The 17,853-nt window shown below is 68.5% G+C and carries 20 protein-coding genes and 1 pseudogene; 10 read left to right on the top strand and 11 right to left on the bottom strand.

The features are described 5' to 3' along the window. Positions 1-1,062, top strand: a pseudogene (locus AB0J62_RS31895) (hypothetical protein); the annotation flags it as partial. Between the two features lie 240 nt (positions 1,063-1,302). Here AB0J62_RS31895 and AB0J62_RS31900 read toward each other — a convergent pair. The 3 genes from AB0J62_RS31900 to AB0J62_RS31910 all read right to left on the bottom strand — a co-directional run bounded on the left by AB0J62_RS31900 (position 1,303) and on the right by AB0J62_RS31910 (position 3,848). After that, the gene (locus AB0J62_RS31900) at positions 1,303-2,241 is read right to left on the bottom strand and encodes a hypothetical protein (RefSeq protein ID WP_363878897.1); all 939 of its coding nucleotides are present in this window, start codon (positions 2,239-2,241) and stop codon (positions 1,303-1,305) included. 69 nt (positions 2,242-2,310) lie between these two features. Further along, on the bottom strand, positions 2,311-3,330 hold the full coding sequence (locus AB0J62_RS31905; RefSeq protein WP_363878900.1) for a hypothetical protein: 1,020 nt from the start codon (positions 3,328-3,330) through the stop codon (positions 2,311-2,313). A gap of 11 nt (positions 3,331-3,341) precedes the next feature. Beyond that, positions 3,342-3,848 (bottom strand): SigE family RNA polymerase sigma factor, encoded by a 507-nt coding sequence (locus tag AB0J62_RS31910; RefSeq protein WP_363878903.1) that lies wholly within the window; start codon positions 3,846-3,848, stop codon positions 3,342-3,344. A 122-nt stretch (positions 3,849-3,970) separates the two neighbouring features. On the opposite strand from AB0J62_RS31910, the gene AB0J62_RS31915 reads away from it, so the two are divergent. After that, positions 3,971-4,336 (top strand): DUF2255 family protein, encoded by a 366-nt coding sequence (locus AB0J62_RS31915; protein WP_363878906.1) that lies wholly within the window; start codon positions 3,971-3,973, stop codon positions 4,334-4,336. A 5-nt stretch (positions 4,337-4,341) separates the two neighbouring features. On the opposite strand, the gene AB0J62_RS31920 is transcribed toward AB0J62_RS31915, so the two are convergent. Next, a complete protein-coding gene (locus AB0J62_RS31920) occupies positions 4,342-5,376 on the bottom strand; it encodes a DUF695 domain-containing protein (protein ID WP_363878909.1) in 1,035 nt (344 codons plus the stop codon). 125 nt (positions 5,377-5,501) lie between these two features. Here AB0J62_RS31920 and AB0J62_RS31925 point away from each other — a divergent pair, with 125 nt between their 5' ends. The 3 genes from AB0J62_RS31925 to AB0J62_RS31935 all read left to right on the top strand — a co-directional run bounded on the left by AB0J62_RS31925 (position 5,502) and on the right by AB0J62_RS31935 (position 7,943). Further along, the gene (locus AB0J62_RS31925; RefSeq protein ID WP_363878912.1) at positions 5,502-6,431 is read left to right on the top strand and encodes a proline dehydrogenase family protein; all 930 of its coding nucleotides are present in this window, start codon (positions 5,502-5,504) and stop codon (positions 6,429-6,431) included. Between the two features lie 29 nt (positions 6,432-6,460). After that, positions 6,461-7,264, top strand: a complete 804-nt coding sequence (gene proC / locus AB0J62_RS31930) for a pyrroline-5-carboxylate reductase (RefSeq protein WP_363878915.1) — start codon at positions 6,461-6,463, stop codon at positions 7,262-7,264. 91 nt (positions 7,265-7,355) lie between these two features. Beyond that, the gene (locus AB0J62_RS31935) at positions 7,356-7,943 is read left to right on the top strand and encodes a hypothetical protein (protein ID WP_363878918.1); all 588 of its coding nucleotides are present in this window, start codon (positions 7,356-7,358) and stop codon (positions 7,941-7,943) included. Here the strand turns inward: AB0J62_RS31935 and AB0J62_RS31940 are convergent. Next, the gene (locus tag AB0J62_RS31940; RefSeq protein WP_363878921.1) at positions 7,936-8,370 is read right to left on the bottom strand and encodes a TIGR03618 family F420-dependent PPOX class oxidoreductase; all 435 of its coding nucleotides are present in this window, start codon (positions 8,368-8,370) and stop codon (positions 7,936-7,938) included. The two genes, AB0J62_RS31935 and AB0J62_RS31940, sit on opposite strands and share 8 nt — an antisense overlap. Before the next feature lie 51 nt (positions 8,371-8,421). On the opposite strand from AB0J62_RS31940, the gene AB0J62_RS31945 reads away from it, so the two are divergent. Continuing rightward, positions 8,422-8,778 (top strand): helix-turn-helix domain-containing protein, encoded by a 357-nt coding sequence (locus tag AB0J62_RS31945; protein WP_363878924.1) that lies wholly within the window; start codon positions 8,422-8,424, stop codon positions 8,776-8,778. A 4-nt stretch (positions 8,779-8,782) separates the two neighbouring features. Then, on the top strand, positions 8,783-9,685 hold the full coding sequence (locus AB0J62_RS31950; protein WP_363878927.1) for a TIGR03560 family F420-dependent LLM class oxidoreductase: 903 nt from the start codon (positions 8,783-8,785) through the stop codon (positions 9,683-9,685). Here the strand turns inward: AB0J62_RS31950 and AB0J62_RS31955 are convergent. The 3 genes from AB0J62_RS31955 to AB0J62_RS31965 all read right to left on the bottom strand — a co-directional run bounded on the left by AB0J62_RS31955 (position 9,671) and on the right by AB0J62_RS31965 (position 12,297). Continuing rightward, on the bottom strand, positions 9,671-10,417 hold the full coding sequence (locus tag AB0J62_RS31955; protein ID WP_363878930.1) for an endonuclease/exonuclease/phosphatase family protein: 747 nt from the start codon (positions 10,415-10,417) through the stop codon (positions 9,671-9,673). The genes AB0J62_RS31950 and AB0J62_RS31955 overlap by 15 nt on opposite strands. Continuing rightward, the gene (gene trpS / locus AB0J62_RS31960) at positions 10,414-11,379 is read right to left on the bottom strand and encodes a tryptophan--tRNA ligase (RefSeq protein ID WP_363878933.1); all 966 of its coding nucleotides are present in this window, start codon (positions 11,377-11,379) and stop codon (positions 10,414-10,416) included. Before trpS ends, AB0J62_RS31955 begins: the two co-directional genes overlap by 4 nt. Before the next feature lie 156 nt (positions 11,380-11,535). Beyond that, entirely contained in the window at positions 11,536-12,297 is a 762-nt protein-coding gene (locus AB0J62_RS31965) for a hypothetical protein (RefSeq protein WP_363878936.1), read from the bottom strand. 301 nt (positions 12,298-12,598) lie between these two features. Here AB0J62_RS31965 and AB0J62_RS31970 point away from each other — a divergent pair, with 301 nt between their 5' ends. After that, positions 12,599-13,774: an acetoin utilization protein AcuC gene (locus AB0J62_RS31970; protein ID WP_363878939.1), complete on the top strand. Its 1,176-nt coding sequence runs from the start codon at positions 12,599-12,601 to the stop codon at positions 13,772-13,774. Positions 13,775-13,892: 118 nt separating this feature from the next. Then, on the top strand, positions 13,893-14,108 hold the full coding sequence (locus AB0J62_RS31975; RefSeq protein ID WP_012923942.1) for a helix-turn-helix domain-containing protein: 216 nt from the start codon (positions 13,893-13,895) through the stop codon (positions 14,106-14,108). Between the two features lie 76 nt (positions 14,109-14,184). Here the strand turns inward: AB0J62_RS31975 and AB0J62_RS31980 are convergent, their stop codons facing one another. Continuing rightward, the gene (locus AB0J62_RS31980; RefSeq protein ID WP_363878942.1) at positions 14,185-15,036 is read right to left on the bottom strand and encodes an alpha/beta hydrolase; all 852 of its coding nucleotides are present in this window, start codon (positions 15,034-15,036) and stop codon (positions 14,185-14,187) included. Between the two features lie 56 nt (positions 15,037-15,092). On the opposite strand from AB0J62_RS31980, the gene AB0J62_RS31985 reads away from it, so the two are divergent. Beyond that, entirely contained in the window at positions 15,093-16,889 is a 1,797-nt protein-coding gene (locus tag AB0J62_RS31985; protein ID WP_363878945.1) for a BTAD domain-containing putative transcriptional regulator, read from the top strand. Here the strand turns inward: AB0J62_RS31985 and AB0J62_RS31990 are convergent. After that, complete coding sequence (locus AB0J62_RS31990; protein WP_363878948.1) at positions 16,886-17,101, bottom strand: hypothetical protein; 216 nt, start codon at positions 17,099-17,101, stop codon at positions 16,886-16,888. The genes AB0J62_RS31985 and AB0J62_RS31990 overlap by 4 nt on opposite strands. A gap of 64 nt (positions 17,102-17,165) precedes the next feature. Then, entirely contained in the window at positions 17,166-17,828 is a 663-nt protein-coding gene (locus AB0J62_RS31995) for a class I SAM-dependent methyltransferase (protein ID WP_363878951.1), read from the bottom strand. Positions 17,829-17,853 lie beyond the last annotated feature (25 nt).

Here is a 17,853-nt window from a genome sequence, read left to right on the forward strand (position 1 = left end):
GCGGGCTCGATGTCAGGTGCCAGCACGCGATCCGCCGCAGCAGACCCACACGCAGGTGTGGCCGCGCGATGCGCGGCAGACCCACCGGCGAGCGTCGGCACGCAGTCCGCAGAATCGGGCTCGATGTCGGGCGTCGGCACGCGGTCGGCGGGTGCGGGCCATGGCGTGTTCGGTTCGCTTGTCCGCTCGAACGACGCACCGTGTGCGTCGGCAGACCCGGCTCGCGCTGGCGCTGCGGGGCGTGGTGCCAACCCGGTGGGCTCGGCGAGCCTGTCGCACGCACGCCCGGATGGCGGTGACGCCCACCTGGCTGAGCCCGTCGCTGACCCTGTCGAGCTGCGGGAGCCGCCGTTGGACGACGGCGTCGGGCCGTACGATCCTGATCCGCCGAGTGACCCGTTCGACAGCCGGCCGATCGAGTACATCCCCGGGCCGCGCAGCGAGCCCGACGACGGGGCGCCGATGGATGGTGCCGCGCAACGGGCGCTCGACGCACGGCTGGCGCAGATCAAGCAAGACGCCTACGCCAACCCCGCGGGTCCCGGCGGACAGGTGCGTCCTGGGCAGACCGAGGTGTTTGTGCACCTCACCGACCTCACCCTGGCCACCGGCACCGGGGTACTCCGTGCCGAAGGGATCGGGCCGCTGCTCGCCGACCAGCTCACCGAGCTCGTGGGCCACGCGCCGTACACCGTCAAACCCGTCATCGACCTCAACGACGCCGTCAGCGCCGACGCGTACGAGATCCCCGCCCGCATCCGCGAACGTGTCCGCCTCACCTACCCCGTCGAACTGTTCCCCTACGGCACCCGCGAAACCCATCGCACCATCGACCTCGACCACCTCCAGCCCTACGACCCGAACGGCCCCGCCGGCCAGACCAGCACCCGCAACCTCGCACCCCTCAGCCGGTTCGCTCACCGGGTGAAGACCCACGCCCGCGGCTGGAACGTCCACCGCGTCGACGTGAAGACCCTGGAATGGACCACACCCCACGGGTTCACGTTCCAGGTCGACCCCACCGGAACACACCGCCAGCCTAAGTCCACAACCGACAGCTGACCCCAGCCACCTGCGGGGCCTCCTGGTTCGTGGCGGCATCCGACAGCGCACCCCGCTCGCCGCTGGAAGATCCGACAGCGCAACTCGATGATCTTGTCGCGGTCGAGCGTGACGGGAGACCTTCGGCTGACCACTGAAGCCAGCCACCACTCCACATCTCTCTTCTGTTCTTTGGTCTTTCTCGGGCGACCGTGCGGCCGATCGTCGAAGTCGGCCGCGGCTCCACATCTCTTCTTCGCTTTACTCGCCGAAGAGCCAGTCCGACTTCACCGGTGGGGCGAAGCGGAAGTAGCTGGGGTCGGCGAAGGTGCCGGGGACCTTGCCGTGGCCGGTGATCGACGTCTTCGCGCCGTTCGCGTGGCCGAAGGTGTACAGGTACGCGGACTTGCTGTCCTTGTCGATGCCGGCGACAACGGTTCCGTAGTTGCCGCACTGGCCGGCGACGAGCGTCTCGAACCCCTGCCAGGTGGCGGCGCGGACCTTGGTCACGACCGGCTTCATCGCGGAGTTGACCGGGATGTGGATGGTGTACAGCGCGCCGCCCCGGGTGTTCGCGAGGAACGTGTCGTACGCCGCGGCCTTGCTGATCAGTGTCATCGACTTCACCGACGCGAAGCCAGGCGCCGACCCGTACGCCTTCCAGACGCCGGTGTCGCCCACGACCCACCGGAACAGCGTGCCGTCCGACCGCAGTCCGTACTCGTAGGTCCGCGGGTGGGTCGGGTCGTCGTTGAACGTCGACGTCTCGTGGTCGACGAACTTGCTCCACCCGCCGCCGATCCGGGCCAGCTGCGACGACTTCACCTTGCCGCTCTTGTCGAGCTCGATCCAGTGCTGGTACATCGCGTCCCCGAGCACGACGCGCCCGTACCGCGAGCTGCCGGCCGCGGTCGGTTCGTTGACGAACGACGCGCTCATCCGCACCGCGCCATCGGCGTACAGATTGGGTACGACGCTTCGCGCGCCGGCGGTCGGCGGCGTGACCCCGGTCAGCCGCTGCATCGTCTGGTCCCCGCCTGCCGTCACCGAACCGAGGTTCAGCGCGCACCCGGCCGTCGCCGCGGCCGGGCTGGCCGTCGCCGTCGTCGCTGTCGTTGCCGCAGTCGCCGTCGTCGTACCGGCGGCGACCATCCCGGCCGCCGCCGCCACCATTGTCAGGATCGTGTGCAGTTTCCTCATATCTCCCCCTTCATCGGTTTGCGAAGGGTGAGACCATCCACGAATCCCTTTGGTTGATAACGATTCAGGTCACTTGAGGACCTTGACGACCTTTCCGTTCTTGTCGAACGCCGTGATGCGCAGGTCCCCGATCTTCGCTTTCGTCGGCGGAGTCGTCCAGTAGTAGGCGAACCAGCCGTCGGTGACCGGTACGTCGGTCTGGGTCTTCGCGTCCATCTGCAGATGGATTCTGGTCGGGTTGCCGTTGAGCTTGCCCCAGGCCAGCGTCGTGTACCCGTTGCGGTTGCCGCCGATGTTGTTCCCTGTCCACAGCTGCGCGGGCTGGGTCGGCGTCGCATGCGTGTATTGGTTGCTGTCGTAGCGCAGGTGGTCGAGTGAGAGCAGCGACGTACCTTGGGTGATCATTCCGCCGTCCAGCGTGCTCTTGTCGATCTCGCAGGCGATCGCGGTCTTGCCGCTCGGTGAGACCGCGGTAAGCAACGAGGCCCCGGTCTCCTTCGACCGGGCCGTCGCCGTCACGCGCCACCCGGTGACGTCCACCCAGGTCTGCACGGAGCAGTGCCGCAACTGGCCGGCGGTTGTGGTGGGCAACGGATCCTTGGCGACCTGGGCCAGCAAGGCTGCCGTCGGCTTGTCACCGCCGGGCACCGTGCACATCCGCATCCGGGCACCGATCGTGACCTTGTACGACAGCCGTTGCCCGACGAACGGTCCGTCGTACGGCCTCTCGAAACCGCGCTTCTCGTCCGGGAACCGCAGGGCGCACCGCCGCTGGGCCTCGGCCATCGTCAGCCGCTGCCCGACGGCCGCTTCCCCGCGCGGAACACCCTGCACGGATTCGAACAGCGCGGTCTGGCTCTGGTCACCGGCCACCGGCGGTTTCTTGCCGGGCTGGGTGAGCCCGGGCAGCAGGGCCGCGGCCAGTGCGATGACTGCGACGCCGGCCACCGCTCCGCTGATCGCGAGGGTCTTGCGCCGGCGTCGGCCGCGGTGCCCGCGGGCTAGCAGCGCATCGGTGTCGAAGGGGTCCAGTGGTTCGGAGTCGGCGAGCCGGTGGAGCTCGGCGCTGACCTCACGTACGTCTTCCATCTCGTTCTCCTTCACAGCGCCCGGCTCGTTCGCCGCTGGTCGATGGCTCGTCGGAGAGTGTCGAGACCACGTGCCGCCTGGCTCTTCACGGTGCCCGTCGTACAGCCGAGGATCTCCGCGGTCTGCTCGACGGACAGGTCCTCGTAGTACCGCAGGACGACGCAGGCCCGCTGCCGAGGCCCGAGCGACCGCAGGGCCTCGAGTACTTCGTCCCGGTCGGCATGCCCGGTCGCGAAATCCTCGTGATCGACCCGATCCGGTACGTCGCCGATCGCGACCTCCCGCCGCCACGGCCGCCGTCCGCCGTCATGCGCGGCATTGACCACCATCCGGCGGGCATACGCGAGCGGATTCCCCACCCGCCGCACTTTCGGCCAGGCAAGGTACAGCTTGTAGAGCGCGTCCTGGACGACGTCATCAGCCCGATGCCGATCTCCCACCACCAGAAACGCCGTCCGGCGCAAGGAAGCGCCCGCCCCCTCCACGAACGCCACAAACTCCCGGTCCCGCTCCGCCATCCGGTCCTCCACTCTCCATCTCCCCCTCAAGACGGAACCCCAGAACCCCCAGGTTGCACCCGGGGCGCGACCGGAACCTGAAAGCATCACCCTGGCACAGTTCGGAAAAGGAGTAGAAGCTGATGAGTAGTTGGAGTGCGGAAGAGCTGCAGGTCCTGGACCGGATCGAGGAGATCCGCGTCGCCGGGCGCCGCCAGGACGGATCGCTGCGTACGCTCACCATCGTGTGGCACGTCGTCGTCGACGGGAGCCTCTACGTGCGATCGGTCCGCGGCGCCGAAGGCAGCTGGTACAAGGGCGTCAGCCGTCACCACGAAGGCGCGATCTCCTGGGACGGAAACACCCGCGAAGTCACCTACATCCCCGACTCCACCGTCGACGACCAACTCGACGCGGCCTACTACAAGAAGTACGGCGACGGCCCGGACACGGTCGCAATCGTCAACTCCACGGCCCGACCCACCACCCTCCGCGTCGAACCCAGGTAATACGGCTACCCGGACAGGTGGGCGACGTTGTGCCAGGCGGGGTCGGGTTCTGCGGTCAGGGTTACTTTGCCGTGGGGCCAGCCGGTGGTGGCGGCTTGGAGTTGGGCGTCGGCGGGCGTGGTGCCGTCGGTGTAGTAGTGCAGGATGCGGACGCCGGCCGACGTCTCGTGCGCCAAGAGGTTGCCGGAGCCACCCAAACGGTCGGTCAGGTGGTCCTCGAACGCCCGTAGTTCGTCGAGCATCTCCGACTCCGGCAGCCCGTCCTCCCGGACGACCGGATACTGGATCGAGACGGCAACATGCGTGTCCAGGTGCGGTCGCCGGATCGAGCGCAGTGGGTACTCCGCGGTCGCGATGACCCGCTGTCCGTCGCGCGTACCCTCCAGCATCTTCCACGCCGGGCTGCCGTCCTCCAGCGTGTGCTCGGCAGCGAACCCAGCCACCGCGGGCAGCAGCGAATCGATCGGTACGGCGTCATCCGGCGGCGCGGGCAGTGTGTCGATGGCGCCGACCCACGTCTCCACCATCTCCTCGCCGAGCACCAGGTCCAGGATCAGGAACGTCACCCGCCGCTGCGCATCCACCGACAGCGACGCGAACACAGGATGATGTACGCCGACGTGCACCGACGCGGTGTCCGGTTCGATCGACACCACGGACTCGTCCGTCGCGACCGGCGGCAGTCCGTCGAACTGGATAGTCACCGCGGGCCCGGGCCGGCGCAGGTCGGCGTACTCCCAGGTCTGGTCGGAGGGCGGGGCGGCGCGCAGCCAGCGGCGGGCGACCGCGCGCTGGGGCGGGTTGCCGGCCGCGGTGACGATCAGGACATGCGCGGCGTGCAGTCCGGGGCCGAGCTCCCACTCCAGGTCGGGGCTGATCCGGGCGATCCGTTCGTTCAGCTCCACGTTCACGTCGGTCGGCTCCTGGCGGGCGATCGCGCCGGCGACGGCAGCAGCGCCGGAGCCCGACCACCAGGACCAGAACGCGCCGATCGGATCGGCGTCCACGGCGTTGCGGCGGCGACGCTTGAAGATGGGCATGAGCGCATCTTCTACCAACGTGGGGTGCGTGTGGCCCGGGCCACAGGATTCCGCAAAGCCAGGTTCAGGCGCGTAACCTGCTGACACCACTGGCAAATGGGTGGGTTGATGAGGAGGAACACGTAGTGCTTCGGCGAGTCCTGCTGGGCATGTCCCGCAGCCCCCAGATCAAGAAAGCGGTGTCGTCGCTCCCGGTGTCCAGTGGCATCGTGTCGCGGTTCGTCGCCGGCGAGACCACTCCGGAGGCCGTGCTGGCCACCGAGAAGCTGGTCAGCAACGGGCTGAACGTCACCCTCGACCACCTCGGCGAGGACGTCACCGACCTCGCCGCCGCGCAGGCCACCGCCGACGCGTACCTCGACCTGCTCAAGCAGCTCGCCGCCGCCGGCCTGACCAAGAACGCCGAGGTCTCGGTCAAACTGTCCGCGGTCGGCCAGGCGCTGCCCGGCGACGGCGAGAAGATCGCGCTGGAGAACGCCCGGACCATCTGCCTCGCCGCCCGCAACGCCGGTACGACGGTGACCCTCGACATGGAGGACCACACCACGACCGACTCCACGCTGGGCATCCTGCGCGAGCTGCGCCAGGACTTCCCCGAGACCGGGGCGGTGCTGCAGGCGTACCTCCGGCGTACCGAGGCCGACTGCCGCGACCTGGCACACGCCGGCTCCCGCGTCCGCCTCTGCAAGGGTGCGTACAAGGAGCCCGAGTCGGTCGCGTTCCAGGAGAAGCGTCAGGTCGACAAGGCGTACGTCCGGGCGATGAAGGTCCTGATGAACGGCGACGGCTACCCGATGATCGCGTCGCACGACCCGCGGCTGATCTCGATCGCCGGCGCGCTCGCCGACCGCGCGAACCGCCGGCCGGGCAGCTACGAGTACCAGATGCTCTACGGCATCCGCCCCGAGGAGCAGCTCCGCCTGGCCGGCCTCGGCCACACCATGCGCATCTACATCCCGTACGGCGAGGACTGGTACGGCTACCTGGTCCGCCGCCTCGCCGAGCGCCCCGCCAACCTGCAGTTCTTCGCCCGCTCCTTGATCAGCAAGAAGTAGCCGGAGCGCTCAGCAGTAACCTGTGCACCATGAGTGCAAAGGTGGCCGTTCTCGGGGCCGGGGTGATGGGGGAGACGTTGCTGTCCGGGCTGATTCGGGCCGGGCGGCGACCGGAGGAGCTCCTGATCACCGAGCGCCGGGAGGAGCGCGCCACCGAGCTGCGCGAGCGGTACGGCGTTGACGTCGTCTCCAACCTGGACGCCGCGAAGCAGGCGGAGACGCTGGTGCTGGTGGTGAAGCCGCAGGACATGCCGGATCTGCTCGCCGAGATCGCCCCCGCGATCCAGCCGAGCCAGACCGTCGTCTCCCTGGCCGCCGGCATAACCACGAAGTTCATCGAGTCCCGCCTGCCCGAGGGTGTCGCCGTCGTCCGCGTGATGCCGAACACGCCGGCGCTGGTCGACGAGGGTATGGCCGCGATCTCCCGGGGCGCGCACTGCGACGAGAGCCACCTCGAGCTGGCCGAGAGCCTGCTGGCCGCGACCGGTCGCGTCGTCCGGGTGCCGGAGAAGCAGCAGGACGCGGTGACCGCGATCTCCGGCTCGGGCCCGGCGTACATCTTCTTCGTGGTCGAGTCGATGATCGAGGCCGGCGTCCACATGGGCCTCCCGCGCGCGACGGCGACCGACCTCGTCGTCCAGACCGTCGTCGGTTCGGCGAAGCTGCTCCGGGAGACCGGCGAACACCCGACGGTACTGCGGGAGCGCGTGACGTCCCCGGGCGGTACGACGGCCGCCGCCGTCCGCGAGCTGGAGGACCACAAGGTCCGCGCCGCGTTCCTCTCGGCGATCGAGGCCGCCCGCAACCGTTCCCGCGACCTCGCCGCCGAATAGCCGCCGAATAACACCTCTCGCACTGCTGGCGTTATGGTTGGGCGCCGCAGTTCCTTCCTTGTGCAAGGGTTGAGTCGCTATGGTCCCGCCCATGGGTAATGGTTCGGTCAAGCCGGACACCGCGCCTGCGCAGCAGCACCACGAGGTCGCGCAGCGAGCCGACGTGCCCCAGTTGCCGTGGCGCGTGCCGCTGGATCCGGCGCCGTGGTGGGCCTGGGCGCTGTTCATCCTGCCGTTCATCGTCGTGCCGGGGCTGAATTCGTGGCTCTGGATGGGCGCCCGCGACATGCTCGCGGTCGGCCTGCTGACGATCATCGGCGCCTCGGTCGTCCGCGTCGCCGGCGGCGTCGTGCTGTACCGGGTCGAGCTGACCGAGACCGCGCTGAAGGCGCGCACCAGCATGCTGATCCGCAGCCTGGCCTGGCAGGACGTCGACTCGATCGAGATCGGCGACGACTACGTCGTCCTCACCCGCGGCCCGGACGAGAACGAGATCAACGGCATCCCCAAGGACCGCACCGCGGAGGTCGGCGCGGTGATGGAGGCGATCCGGGCGCAGGCCGCGGACACGCCCGTACGCCGCCACCGCCCGCGCCCCGGCATCGGCGCCGCGCTCGTCCTGCTGTACCTCGTGCTGTCGATCGGCGCCTTCCTGCTGCGCTGGCACATCGTCATCTGACCGTCCACGGTCCTTCGCCGCTGATCCGCTCGACGGTCACCCGCGCCACCACGCCGGTATCCCAGATGCCCTCGCCGAACGGGAACTCCGGCAGGCCGAGGTACCGCTGGGTCTCCCGATCCATCAGCGCCTTGTAGTCCCCCGCGACGCCGGGACCGTGGAGCTTCGCGGTGCCCCGGATAACCAGGTATTGGGTGATACCTCGGGCGCTCACCTGGTCGTCCTGGATCAGCAGGGTCACGCGCGGATCGCGGAACAGGTTGCGGGTCTTGCGGTGGGGTGCCTGGAGACCGATCAGCAGCTCGTCGCCGTCGCGTTCGACCCAGACCAGCGAGGCCTGTGGCGACCCGTCCGGGTCGATGGTGATGATCGTGACGTCCTTCGGCTCGGTGAACAGTCGGTGGGTGCTTTCGGGAAGAGCGTTCATGGCACGGAACGCTAGACATCGCCGTGGGAACCGCTGGGTACCCTGACAGCTGTGTACGGTGTGGAACCCGGCGACATCTTCCTGGCCGACTGTCCGGCGCGGTTGGCGGTCGAGGTGATCGCGGACAAGTGGGCGGTGGTCGTCCTGTGGGGACTCAACGACCACCCGCGACGGCACTCCGAGCTGGTCGAGCTGATCGGCGGCATCTCGAAGAAGGTGCTGACCCAGACCCTGCGGCGTCTGCAGACCAACGGCCTGGTCACCCGGACCGATTACGGCGGGGTGCCGCCACGCGTCGAGTACGACCTGACCGACCTCGGCCGCACGCTGATGGGGCCGATCCGGCTGCTCACGGAATGGGCAGAACAGAACGGAGAAGCGGTCCTCGCGGCTCAAGAGGCAGGATGACCGCATGGACTTCTCTCTGTGGCCTGCGGCCTCCCGGACCTGGAATGACGTACTTGAAGGAGCGGAGTACGCCGAACGCACCGGGTGGCACGGCGTTTGGATAGCTGATCACTTCATGCAGAACAGCAACGACCTGACCGTCCCGGTGAACGAGTGTCTCGCGCTGCTCGCCGGCATCGCTGCCCGGACCTCGCGGGTGCGGGTCGGGTCGATGGTGCTCGGCAACACGTACCGGCACCCGGCGGTGGTTGCGAACGCCGCCGCGACGATCGACCAGATGGCGAACGGGCGGTTCGTGCTCGGGATCGGCGCGGGATGGCAGGTCAACGAGCACGAGGTGTACGGGATCGAGCTGCCGGCGATCGGGCCGCGGCTCAAGCGGTTCGAGGAAGCCTGTCAGGTGATCAAGGGCCTGCTGACGCAGGAGCGGACGACGTTCGACGGCACCTACTACCAACTCCAGGACGCACCGTGCGAACCGAAGCCGGCGCACCTTCCGATCCTGATCGGCGCCTCCGGCGAGAAGGTTGCCCTGGGCATCGTTGCGCGGTACGCGGACGAGTGGAACCACTGGGGCCGGCCGGACCTCGCAACCCACAAGGGTGAGGTTTTCGCCAAGCACTGCGAGCGAATCGGCCGCGATCCGAAGACGGTACGGCGGTCGGCGCAGACGTTCCTCGAGGTGATCCGGCCGGGCGACACCGAGGCCGCGGAGCGGAAGGCTCGGCTGGAGGGGAACGGTGCGCACGTGATCATGGGATCGGCGCAGGAGGTGCTCGACGTGGTCGCGCAGTACCCGGCGGCCGGGATCGACGAGCTGCTGGTGCCGGATTCGCAGCTCGGTGACGGCAACCGGCGCTTCGATGCGCTCGAGCTGCTGCGCGAAGAGGTGCTAGCGAAGATCTAGCGTCGCGACCACGGGCCAGTGGTCGCTGGGCAGACGTCCGTCCGGGCGGTAGTGCGAGACGGCTGCGTCGGTCACCGTCCACGTCGAGGTGACGAGGATGTGGTCGATGCGGTCGTCGTCCACTGCGCCGGTGAAGTTGTGCCAGCTGCCGCCTTCGGACAGCGGTACGGCGAGGGACAGGCCGGCGTCGACGAGGGACTTGACCGGCGGTGAATCAGGGGTGGCGTTGAGGTCACCCATCACGATCCACGGCAGCGATCCGCTGATCCAGCGGGCGATCAGCCGCGACGACTGCAGCTGCGCGACCTCGCCGGCGTGGTCGTAGTGCGTGTTCACGACGCCGACCGTCGTACCGTTGCGATGCCGCAGCCACACCAGGGTGGCGATCCGGGTCAGGTCGGCGTCCCAGCCGACGGATCCCGGCGTACCCGGGTCATCGGACAGCCAGCGGGTCTCGTGCTTGTCGATCCGCCAGTCGCCGGGCCGGACCAGGACGACGGAGTGCTCACCCGCACTCATCCCGTCGTCCCGGCCGGCGCCGACGATCTCGTACTTCGGGAACCGCCAGGCCAGGTACTCGAGCTGGTCGGGCAGCACTTCCTGCAGCCCGACCACGTCCGCGTCCAGCTGCTCGATCGCCGCCACCGCCGCCTTCCGCCGTACCGGCCAGGCGTTGTCGCCGTCGGGTGCGGAGGAGTTGCGGATGTTGAACGTGGCGGCACGAAGCTTCATGGAGCCGATCCTGCCAAACCCATGGCCCGCGTCGCTGCCTGGAGTCGGGGAGTGCTTGCCTCGAGCGCCCGATCCCGGCCCTGGACGAGCAGGTGCTCGACCGCGCCGGGGTCGGTCGCGAGGCGAGCGTACTCCTTCTGCAGTGGGTCGATCACCGCGAGCACAGCGTCGGCGACATCCTGCTTGAGGGCGCCGTACGACGCGTAGGACTTGGCCAGCTCGACCGGATCGCTGTCGGTGCACGCAGCCAGGATGTCCAGCAGGTTGCTGACGCCCGGCTTGTTCGCCTCGTCGTGCCGGACTTCGTTCTCGGAGTCCGTCACCGCGCGCATGATCTGCCGGCGGATCACGTCCGGCGGGTCGAGCAGCCGGATCGTGCCGATCGCGTCGTCCGCGGCCGACTTGCTCATCTTCGCGGTCGGATTGGCCAGGTCCTTGACCCGCGTCGCCAGCGCCGCCTTGTTCAGCTGCGGTACGACGAACGTCTCGCCGTACTCGCGGTTGAAGCGGATCGCGATGTCCCGCGCGAGCTCGACATGCTGGTCCTGGTCACCTCCGACCGGGACCCGCTCCGCGCCGTACAGCAGGATGTCCGCGGCCATCAGGCACGGATAGGTGAACAACGACGCCCGCGTCATCGGGCGGTTGCCCTTCTCCTTGTACTGGATCATCCGCGACAGCTCCCCGACGTACGACGTGCACTCGAGCAGGTAGGCGAGCTGGGCATGCGTGGGTACGTCGGACTGCACGAAGACCGTGCCCTCGGGTACGCCCGCCGCGAGCATCAGCGTCGCGAACTCGCGGGTGAGCGCGGCGAGTCTTCGGGGGTCGTGCTTGGTCGTCATCGCGTGCAGGTTCGCGACGAAGTAGAAGCCGTCCGGGTCGGTGAACCGGCGCAGCGCGCCGAGGTGGTTGCCGAGCGTCAGCCGGCCGGACGGGGTGATGCCGGAAAGCGAAGTCATGATCGTGCCCTTTCGGTGTGTGGGCCTCACCGAGAAGGGCAGAGAAAAAGGCCGCCTCGGAGAGGCGGCCTTGGTGGCTGCGTGCGAACACGCCGGGTGGACCGCCCTAGGCGGTCCACCACAGCTGCAAGTTCGTGTTCACGTAACGAGCGTACCTCATCGAGCCGTCAGCGACTGGACGATCAACTCGTTGCGGGCGTCCTGACCCAACGGAACCGACGGGTGGACGCCGTCGCGCAGGTAGTTCAGCAGCCGGTGCGGCTTGACCCAGAGCCATTCGGCCCAGCGGATGATCCGCAGGTTGGAGTACTTCTCCTGCGCGTCGTACATCTGCATGTTGAGCCACGAGCTGTTGCGCTGGTCCGCGAGTTGCATGGTCGCGTCGACGCTCTTGCGGACGGCCTGGATGTTGACCCAGTACACGATCCGGTTGCGGCCGGCGATGCCCATCGCGCGATCGAGCTGGGCAGCGAACTTCGGCGGGTCGAAGATGTCGTTCGAGCCGCTCGCCATCAGGATCCGGCGCGGCAGACCGTACGCCGACGCCCACTGCTGCAGCGCGTCGACGGCGCCGGAGGTGGGCCGGCTGGACCAGTTGTTCACGGCCATCTGGCTGCCGTCGCGGCCGAGCAGCCGGGTCGCGAGCGACTTGCCGTCCTGGACGGAGATGCTGTCGCCGAACATGTACACGCCGTCGGTCTCGAGGACGCGGTGGATCTGCGTGGTGGTCGAGATGGCCCGGGTGCCGTTCGCCCAGGAGCCGAGCACGCCCGAGCCGTACGGGCCCGTTGACGTGGCCGCGGTGGCAGAGGTGGCAGAGGTCGACGCCGTCGTGGCGGATGCGGTTTCGGTCGGGACGGCCACAGCGACGGCGGCTGCCGCTCCGACTGTGAAGATCTGCCGCCGGTTGGGTTTCATTTGCCTCACGGGAGGTACTGTGCGGCCTGCTCCGTGGCGCCCGCAAGTCCGAATCTCACTGTCCGCAGTCGGATCACCCCGAAACGGCGCAGAAACCGTACGAAAACGACCCGTTCGAGCGCCTGCTCAGGCGTAGGTCTGCAGGAACCTGCAAATTCTGTAACGCTTTGCAGTCCGCCGCCGATGAATCGACTGTTGGACCACAGACGGGCCGGCGCAACCTGGGAGGGGTGTTGCGCCGACCCGTCTTTTCTCGTCTCAGGCACCCGCCCCCTGCGGCGTGAAGGTTAAGGTCAGGTGCATGAGCGGTGAGGCGTTGCTGGTCTTCGACGACGGATTGACGGCGTATGACTTCGGCCGTGGGCACCCGATGAGTCCGATCCGCGTGGAGCTGACGATCAAGCTCGCGCGGGCGCTCGGCGTACTCGACGACTTGAAGGTCGTGCCCGCGCCGACGGCCGACGATGGGCTGCTCGAGACCGTGCACACCCCGGAGTACGTCGCCGCGGTGAAGAGTGCGGGGGAGCACCCCGACGAGGCCGATCCGGTGCACGGCCTCGGCACCTCCGACACGTACTGCTTCCCAGGGATGCACGAGGTCTCGGCCCAGATCGTCGGTGCTTCGGTCGAGGCGGCGCGCGCGGTCTGGGAGGGCGACGTACTGCACGCCGCGAACATCGCCGGCGGCCTGCACCACGCGATGCCCAACCAAGCCAGCGGTTTCTGCGTGTACAACGACCCGGCGATCGCGATCCAGTGGCTGCTCGACCACGGCGCCGAGCGGGTTGCCTACGTCGACGTGGACGTGCACCACGGGGACGGCGTGCAGACCGTGTTCTACAACGATCCGCGGGTGCTGACCGTGAGCTTGCACGAGTCGCCGACCACGCTGTTCCCGGGCACTGGGAGCGCTGGTGAGACGGGCGGGCCAGGTGCCGAGGGGTCGGCGGTCAATGTCGCGCTGCCGCCCGGCACCGGGGATGCGGGCTGGTTGCGGGCGTTCCACGCTGTCGTGCCGGACGTGGTGAAGGCTTTCCGGCCTCAGGTGCTCGTCACGCAGCACGGGTGTGACTCGCATGTCGAGGATCCGCTGGCGCACCTGACGAAGACGATCGACGGGCAGCGGGCGGCGTACGCGGCTCTGCACGACCTTGCGCATGAGGTGGCGGACGGGAAGTGGGTCGCTACCGGCGGTGGCGGCTACGCGATCATCGACGTCGTACCGCGGGCCTGGACGCATCTGCTGGCGATCGTCGCGGGCAATCCGATCGACCCGCTGACGGCGGTGCCGGAGGGGTGGCGCGAGGAGATCCAGATCCGGTTCGGCCGGGTCGCCCCGATGCGGATGACCGACGGGCAGGACGCGAAGTACGTCGACTGGTCGTCCGGCTACAACCCGAACACCTGGCTGGACCGGTCAATCAAGGCGACACGCGACGCGAGCTTCCCTTTGTTAGGTCTTGATTCAACATATTGAGTCACAGGAGTCCCCCTCTTTCCCATTCGTACCAACAGCCACTACGCTCGTTGCATGCACGGACGGAGGTGCCGGAGGGGAAGCCGGCGCACGATCCGTGCTGGAAGTGCGGTGCGCAATGGCATCAAAGAAGTCCGGTGGTGAGCAGCCGCTCGCCGAGGTGAAGTTCCTGACCGTGGCGGAAGTCGCCACGGCCATGCGCGTGTCCAAGATGACGGTGTACCGGTTGGTGCACTCCGGAGAGCTCCCCGCGGTGCGGGTAGGTCGTTCGTTCCGGGTGTCGGAGGACGCCGTGCACGACTACCTCAAAGGCGCCTTCTTCCAAGCCGGATAACAACGAGAGACGAAGGGGCCGGATCCCGCCGTGGACCGGCCCCTTCGTCATGCCTGCGGCCGGAACAGCGCATCTTTCAGCGCTGGAGGAGCGCGCGGATCGCAGTACTGATCTCGTCCGGTGCCTCCTCGGCCATGAAGTGGCCGGCGGTCGTGGTCTGGTGGTGGAGGTCGGTCGCCCAGGCCTTCCAGCGGGCGGCCGCGTCGAAGCCAAGTGCGGCGCCCCAGTCCTGCTGGATCACCGTCACCGGCATCCGCAGCTTGTTGCCCTGAGCAAGGTCTTCCTCGTCGTGGCTCACGTCGATCGTCGCCGAGGCCCGGTAGTCCGCGACAATCGACGGCACCGCGCGCCTGCAGGCTGCGAGATAGACGGCGCGTACGTCGGCCGGGATCGCGGCCGGATCGTTCGCCCACAGGTCCAGGAAGTACCCGAAGAACTCGTCGGAGCTCGCGGCGATCATCCGTTCCGGCAGCCCGGCCGGCTGCGCCATCAGGTACAGATGGAACCCCACCGCGGCGCTCGTTCCGTGCATCACCTCCCACATGTCGAGCGTCGGCAACACGTCCAAACACATCAGGTGCGAGACCGCGTCCGGGGAATCTAGTCCGGCCCGGAACGCCACCAACGCACCCCGGTCATGCCCCACCAACCCGAACCGCGAATGCCCCAACTCCCGAGCCATGGCGACAACGTCAGCCGACATCGTCCGCTTCGAGTAGTCGCCCGACGGCTTGTCGCTCTCGCCGTACCCACGCAGATCCGGGCAGATCACGGTGTGGTCGGCGGACAACCGCCCGGCCACGTGCCGCCACATCAGATGCGTCTGCGGAAACCCATGGAGTAACACGACCGGCGTACCGGAGCCTGCGACAGCGACGTTCAAGGTCACGCCGTTCGCGTGGACCTGGTGATAGTCGAATTCGTTCACGCCGGTCAGCCTGCTGGATGCGGATCAGCGTTCGATGAGCACGCTACGGTGGCCGGGTGGAGTTCGGGGTGCTTGGGCCTGTCGTGGCCTGGGACGGGGAGCCGGTTGATCTGAAGGGCCCCCGGCATCGGGCCGTATTGGCTCGATTGATCGTGGCGCGAGGGCGCGTCGTACCAGCGGCGGTGCTGGTGAACGACTTGTGGGCGGATCCGCCGGCGGGGGCGTTGAGCGCGTTGCGGACGTTCGTGGCTGCACTCCGGCGGGCGATCGAGCCGGATCGGCAACCGCGGACACCTGCCAGGTTGCTGGTGACTGAAGGTCCTGGCTATGCGCTGCGGACCGACGCAGTGGATGCGTGGCGGTTCGAGGCGGCTGTGCAGGCGTCGTTGCCGCCGGGGGAGTTGTTGCCGGAACTGCTTGCAGGGTTGGGCTTGTGGCGCGGTCCGGCGTACGCGGAGTTTGCGGATGAGGGATGGGCGCTGGCCGAGCGTTCGCGGTTGAACGAGTTGCGGCTGCGAGCAGTGGAGCGGGTCGGCGAGGCGCGACTGGCGTTGGGGCTGGCGGGGGAGGCTGTGCCGGACCTTGATGCGCACGTGTCCGAGCACCCGTGGCGTGAGGATGCGTGGCGGTTGCTGGCGTTGGCCCTGTATCGCAGCGAGCGGCAAGGCGACGCTCTCGCCGTACTGCGTCGCGCTCGCGAGACTCTGGTCGGTCAGCTCGGTGTCGATCCTGGTCCGGCGCTCAGGCAGTTGGAGACCGACATCCTCAACCAGGCCGCTCATCTCACGCCGGCCGGAAGCGTGTGGGCGGAGACGGCCTCGGCGTACGACCGCGTGGTCGGCGGGACGCGCGCCCGGATCGAGTCGACGGTCGGCCTACTGCGCAACCTCGCGGTCACCGGAGGCGGCGGGCTGGAGACTGCTCGTCGACACCGCCTTGCTGCCATCACAGCCGCCGAGGAGCTGGCCGACGCTGATCTGACAGCGCGTGTCATCGGCGCGTACGACGTACCGGCGATCTGGACGCGCTCCGACGACGAGACGCAGGCCGCGGCGATCGTCGCTGCGGCCGAACGGGTCCTGCCGACACAGGAGCACCCGAGCATCCGCGCTCGGCTCCTCGCCACGATCGCACTCGAATCGCGCGGTTCGCGATCATCTCGTGCTCGCGAGGCAGCACTCGAGGCCGAGGAGCTCGCGCGCGGGCTGGACGATCCCGCGCTGCTCGCGTTCACGCTGAACGGCGTCTTCATGCAGACCTGCTATCGAGCCGGTCTCGCTCCGGAACGCGACGCCATCGGAGCTGAGCTCGTCAGCCTCTCGCAACGCCACAACCTCTTTACCTATGAGGTTCTCGGCCATCTGATCCGGCTCCAGTCCGCCTGCGCGCGGGCCGACCACACAGCAGCCGGCGAACACGCCGACGCCGCCGACGCGTTGGCTGCCCGTCACGAACTCCCACTCGTCGGCGTCTTCACCCGCTGGTACGCCGCCCTCCGCGACGACAACCCCGAGTCCTACCGCGCCGCCGGTGCCCTGTTGGACGGCGCCGGCATGCCCGGTCTGAGCGACGGTCTGCTCCCACTGGCGCTGGCCGCGCATGCCATCCGTCACGGCCAGCCGATCCCCGACGCGGACTATGGCCCGCACACCCCGTGGGTGAAGGGATCGCTGAACCCACCGCCTGGGCTCCTACTCGAGACCTACTGGGCGCTGACCGCATATGCGGCCCGGCAGTCAGGCGACGGTCAGCTGCTGGAGAAAGCGCAGGCAGCCTTGGCGCCAGCCGCAGACGAGCACGCGGCCGGCAGCGGTCTGCTCACCCTCGGCCCGATAGCGGACTTCCTGCGCTAGAGATCGTCCGGCGATCCGCTCTCGGACTTCCGGTCAGCCTGCTGCCGCAGCTCGTGGTGCGACTGATGCGCGGTCGTCCGGTACGCCTCGTCGTACGCCGCGAGCGCGCCTGCCACCCCGGACCCGTGCCCGCGCCGCTTCGCCCAGGAGGCGAACCAGGTCAGCCCCGCGAGCACCACCACGAGCCCAGCGATAAAGACGACGTACGCCATCCGACCACCGTACTGCGCCATTGCCAGCGGGCTCGCAGCTTCCTTCCAGGCTGATTAGAGGTCATCACGCCGGGCGGCGGGCGCGGAAGGCCAGCGCGTGCGGGATGTCGGGGCCGACTGGTTCCTCGAAGTGCTCGACCGTCAGGCCGGATCTGATGATCGCGTTCAGATACTCGGCCAGTGGCACGTGGCGCATCCCGATCCGGCGACGGATGCCTTCCGCGCTCCACCACGGGGACTCGTGGTGCCAGCCGGACTGCCGGTACGTCGGGTAGGCCGTCCGCCGGCCGTCCTCCTCGTAGAGCACATGCGGTCCGTTGAAGCAGGGGTGCACGCCGTACGCGACCAGCACCCCGCCCGGGCGCAGCACCCGCGCCGCCTCGAGCAGAACCGCGCTGAAGTCGTCCACGTCCGTGGAGATCCACATGGAGATCGCGGTGTCGAACGACGCGTCGGCGAACGGAAGCGCGGCGGCGTCTCCGTGCACGAGCGGACCGTCGGTGCGGGTTCGGGCGCGCTGCAGTTGGTCCGTCGAGTAGTCGATGCCGACCGGCGTGCGGCCGCTGGCGCGGATCGTCTCGAAGTTCCGCCCGGTGCCGCAGCCGATGTCCAGACAGGGGCCTGAACCGGTCCCGAGCAGCTCCAGGATCCCGGGCTGATGCGTCTCCGCGTCGACCACGAACCGCTCGTCGTACCACTCCGCCAGACCGTCGTACCGAGCCCTCACAACAACCTCCCCAGGTCACGTCAAG

Source organism: Kribbella sp. NPDC049584 (genome assembly GCF_040675555.1).
Classification (GTDB): domain Bacteria; phylum Actinomycetota; class Actinomycetes; order Propionibacteriales; family Kribbellaceae; genus Kribbella.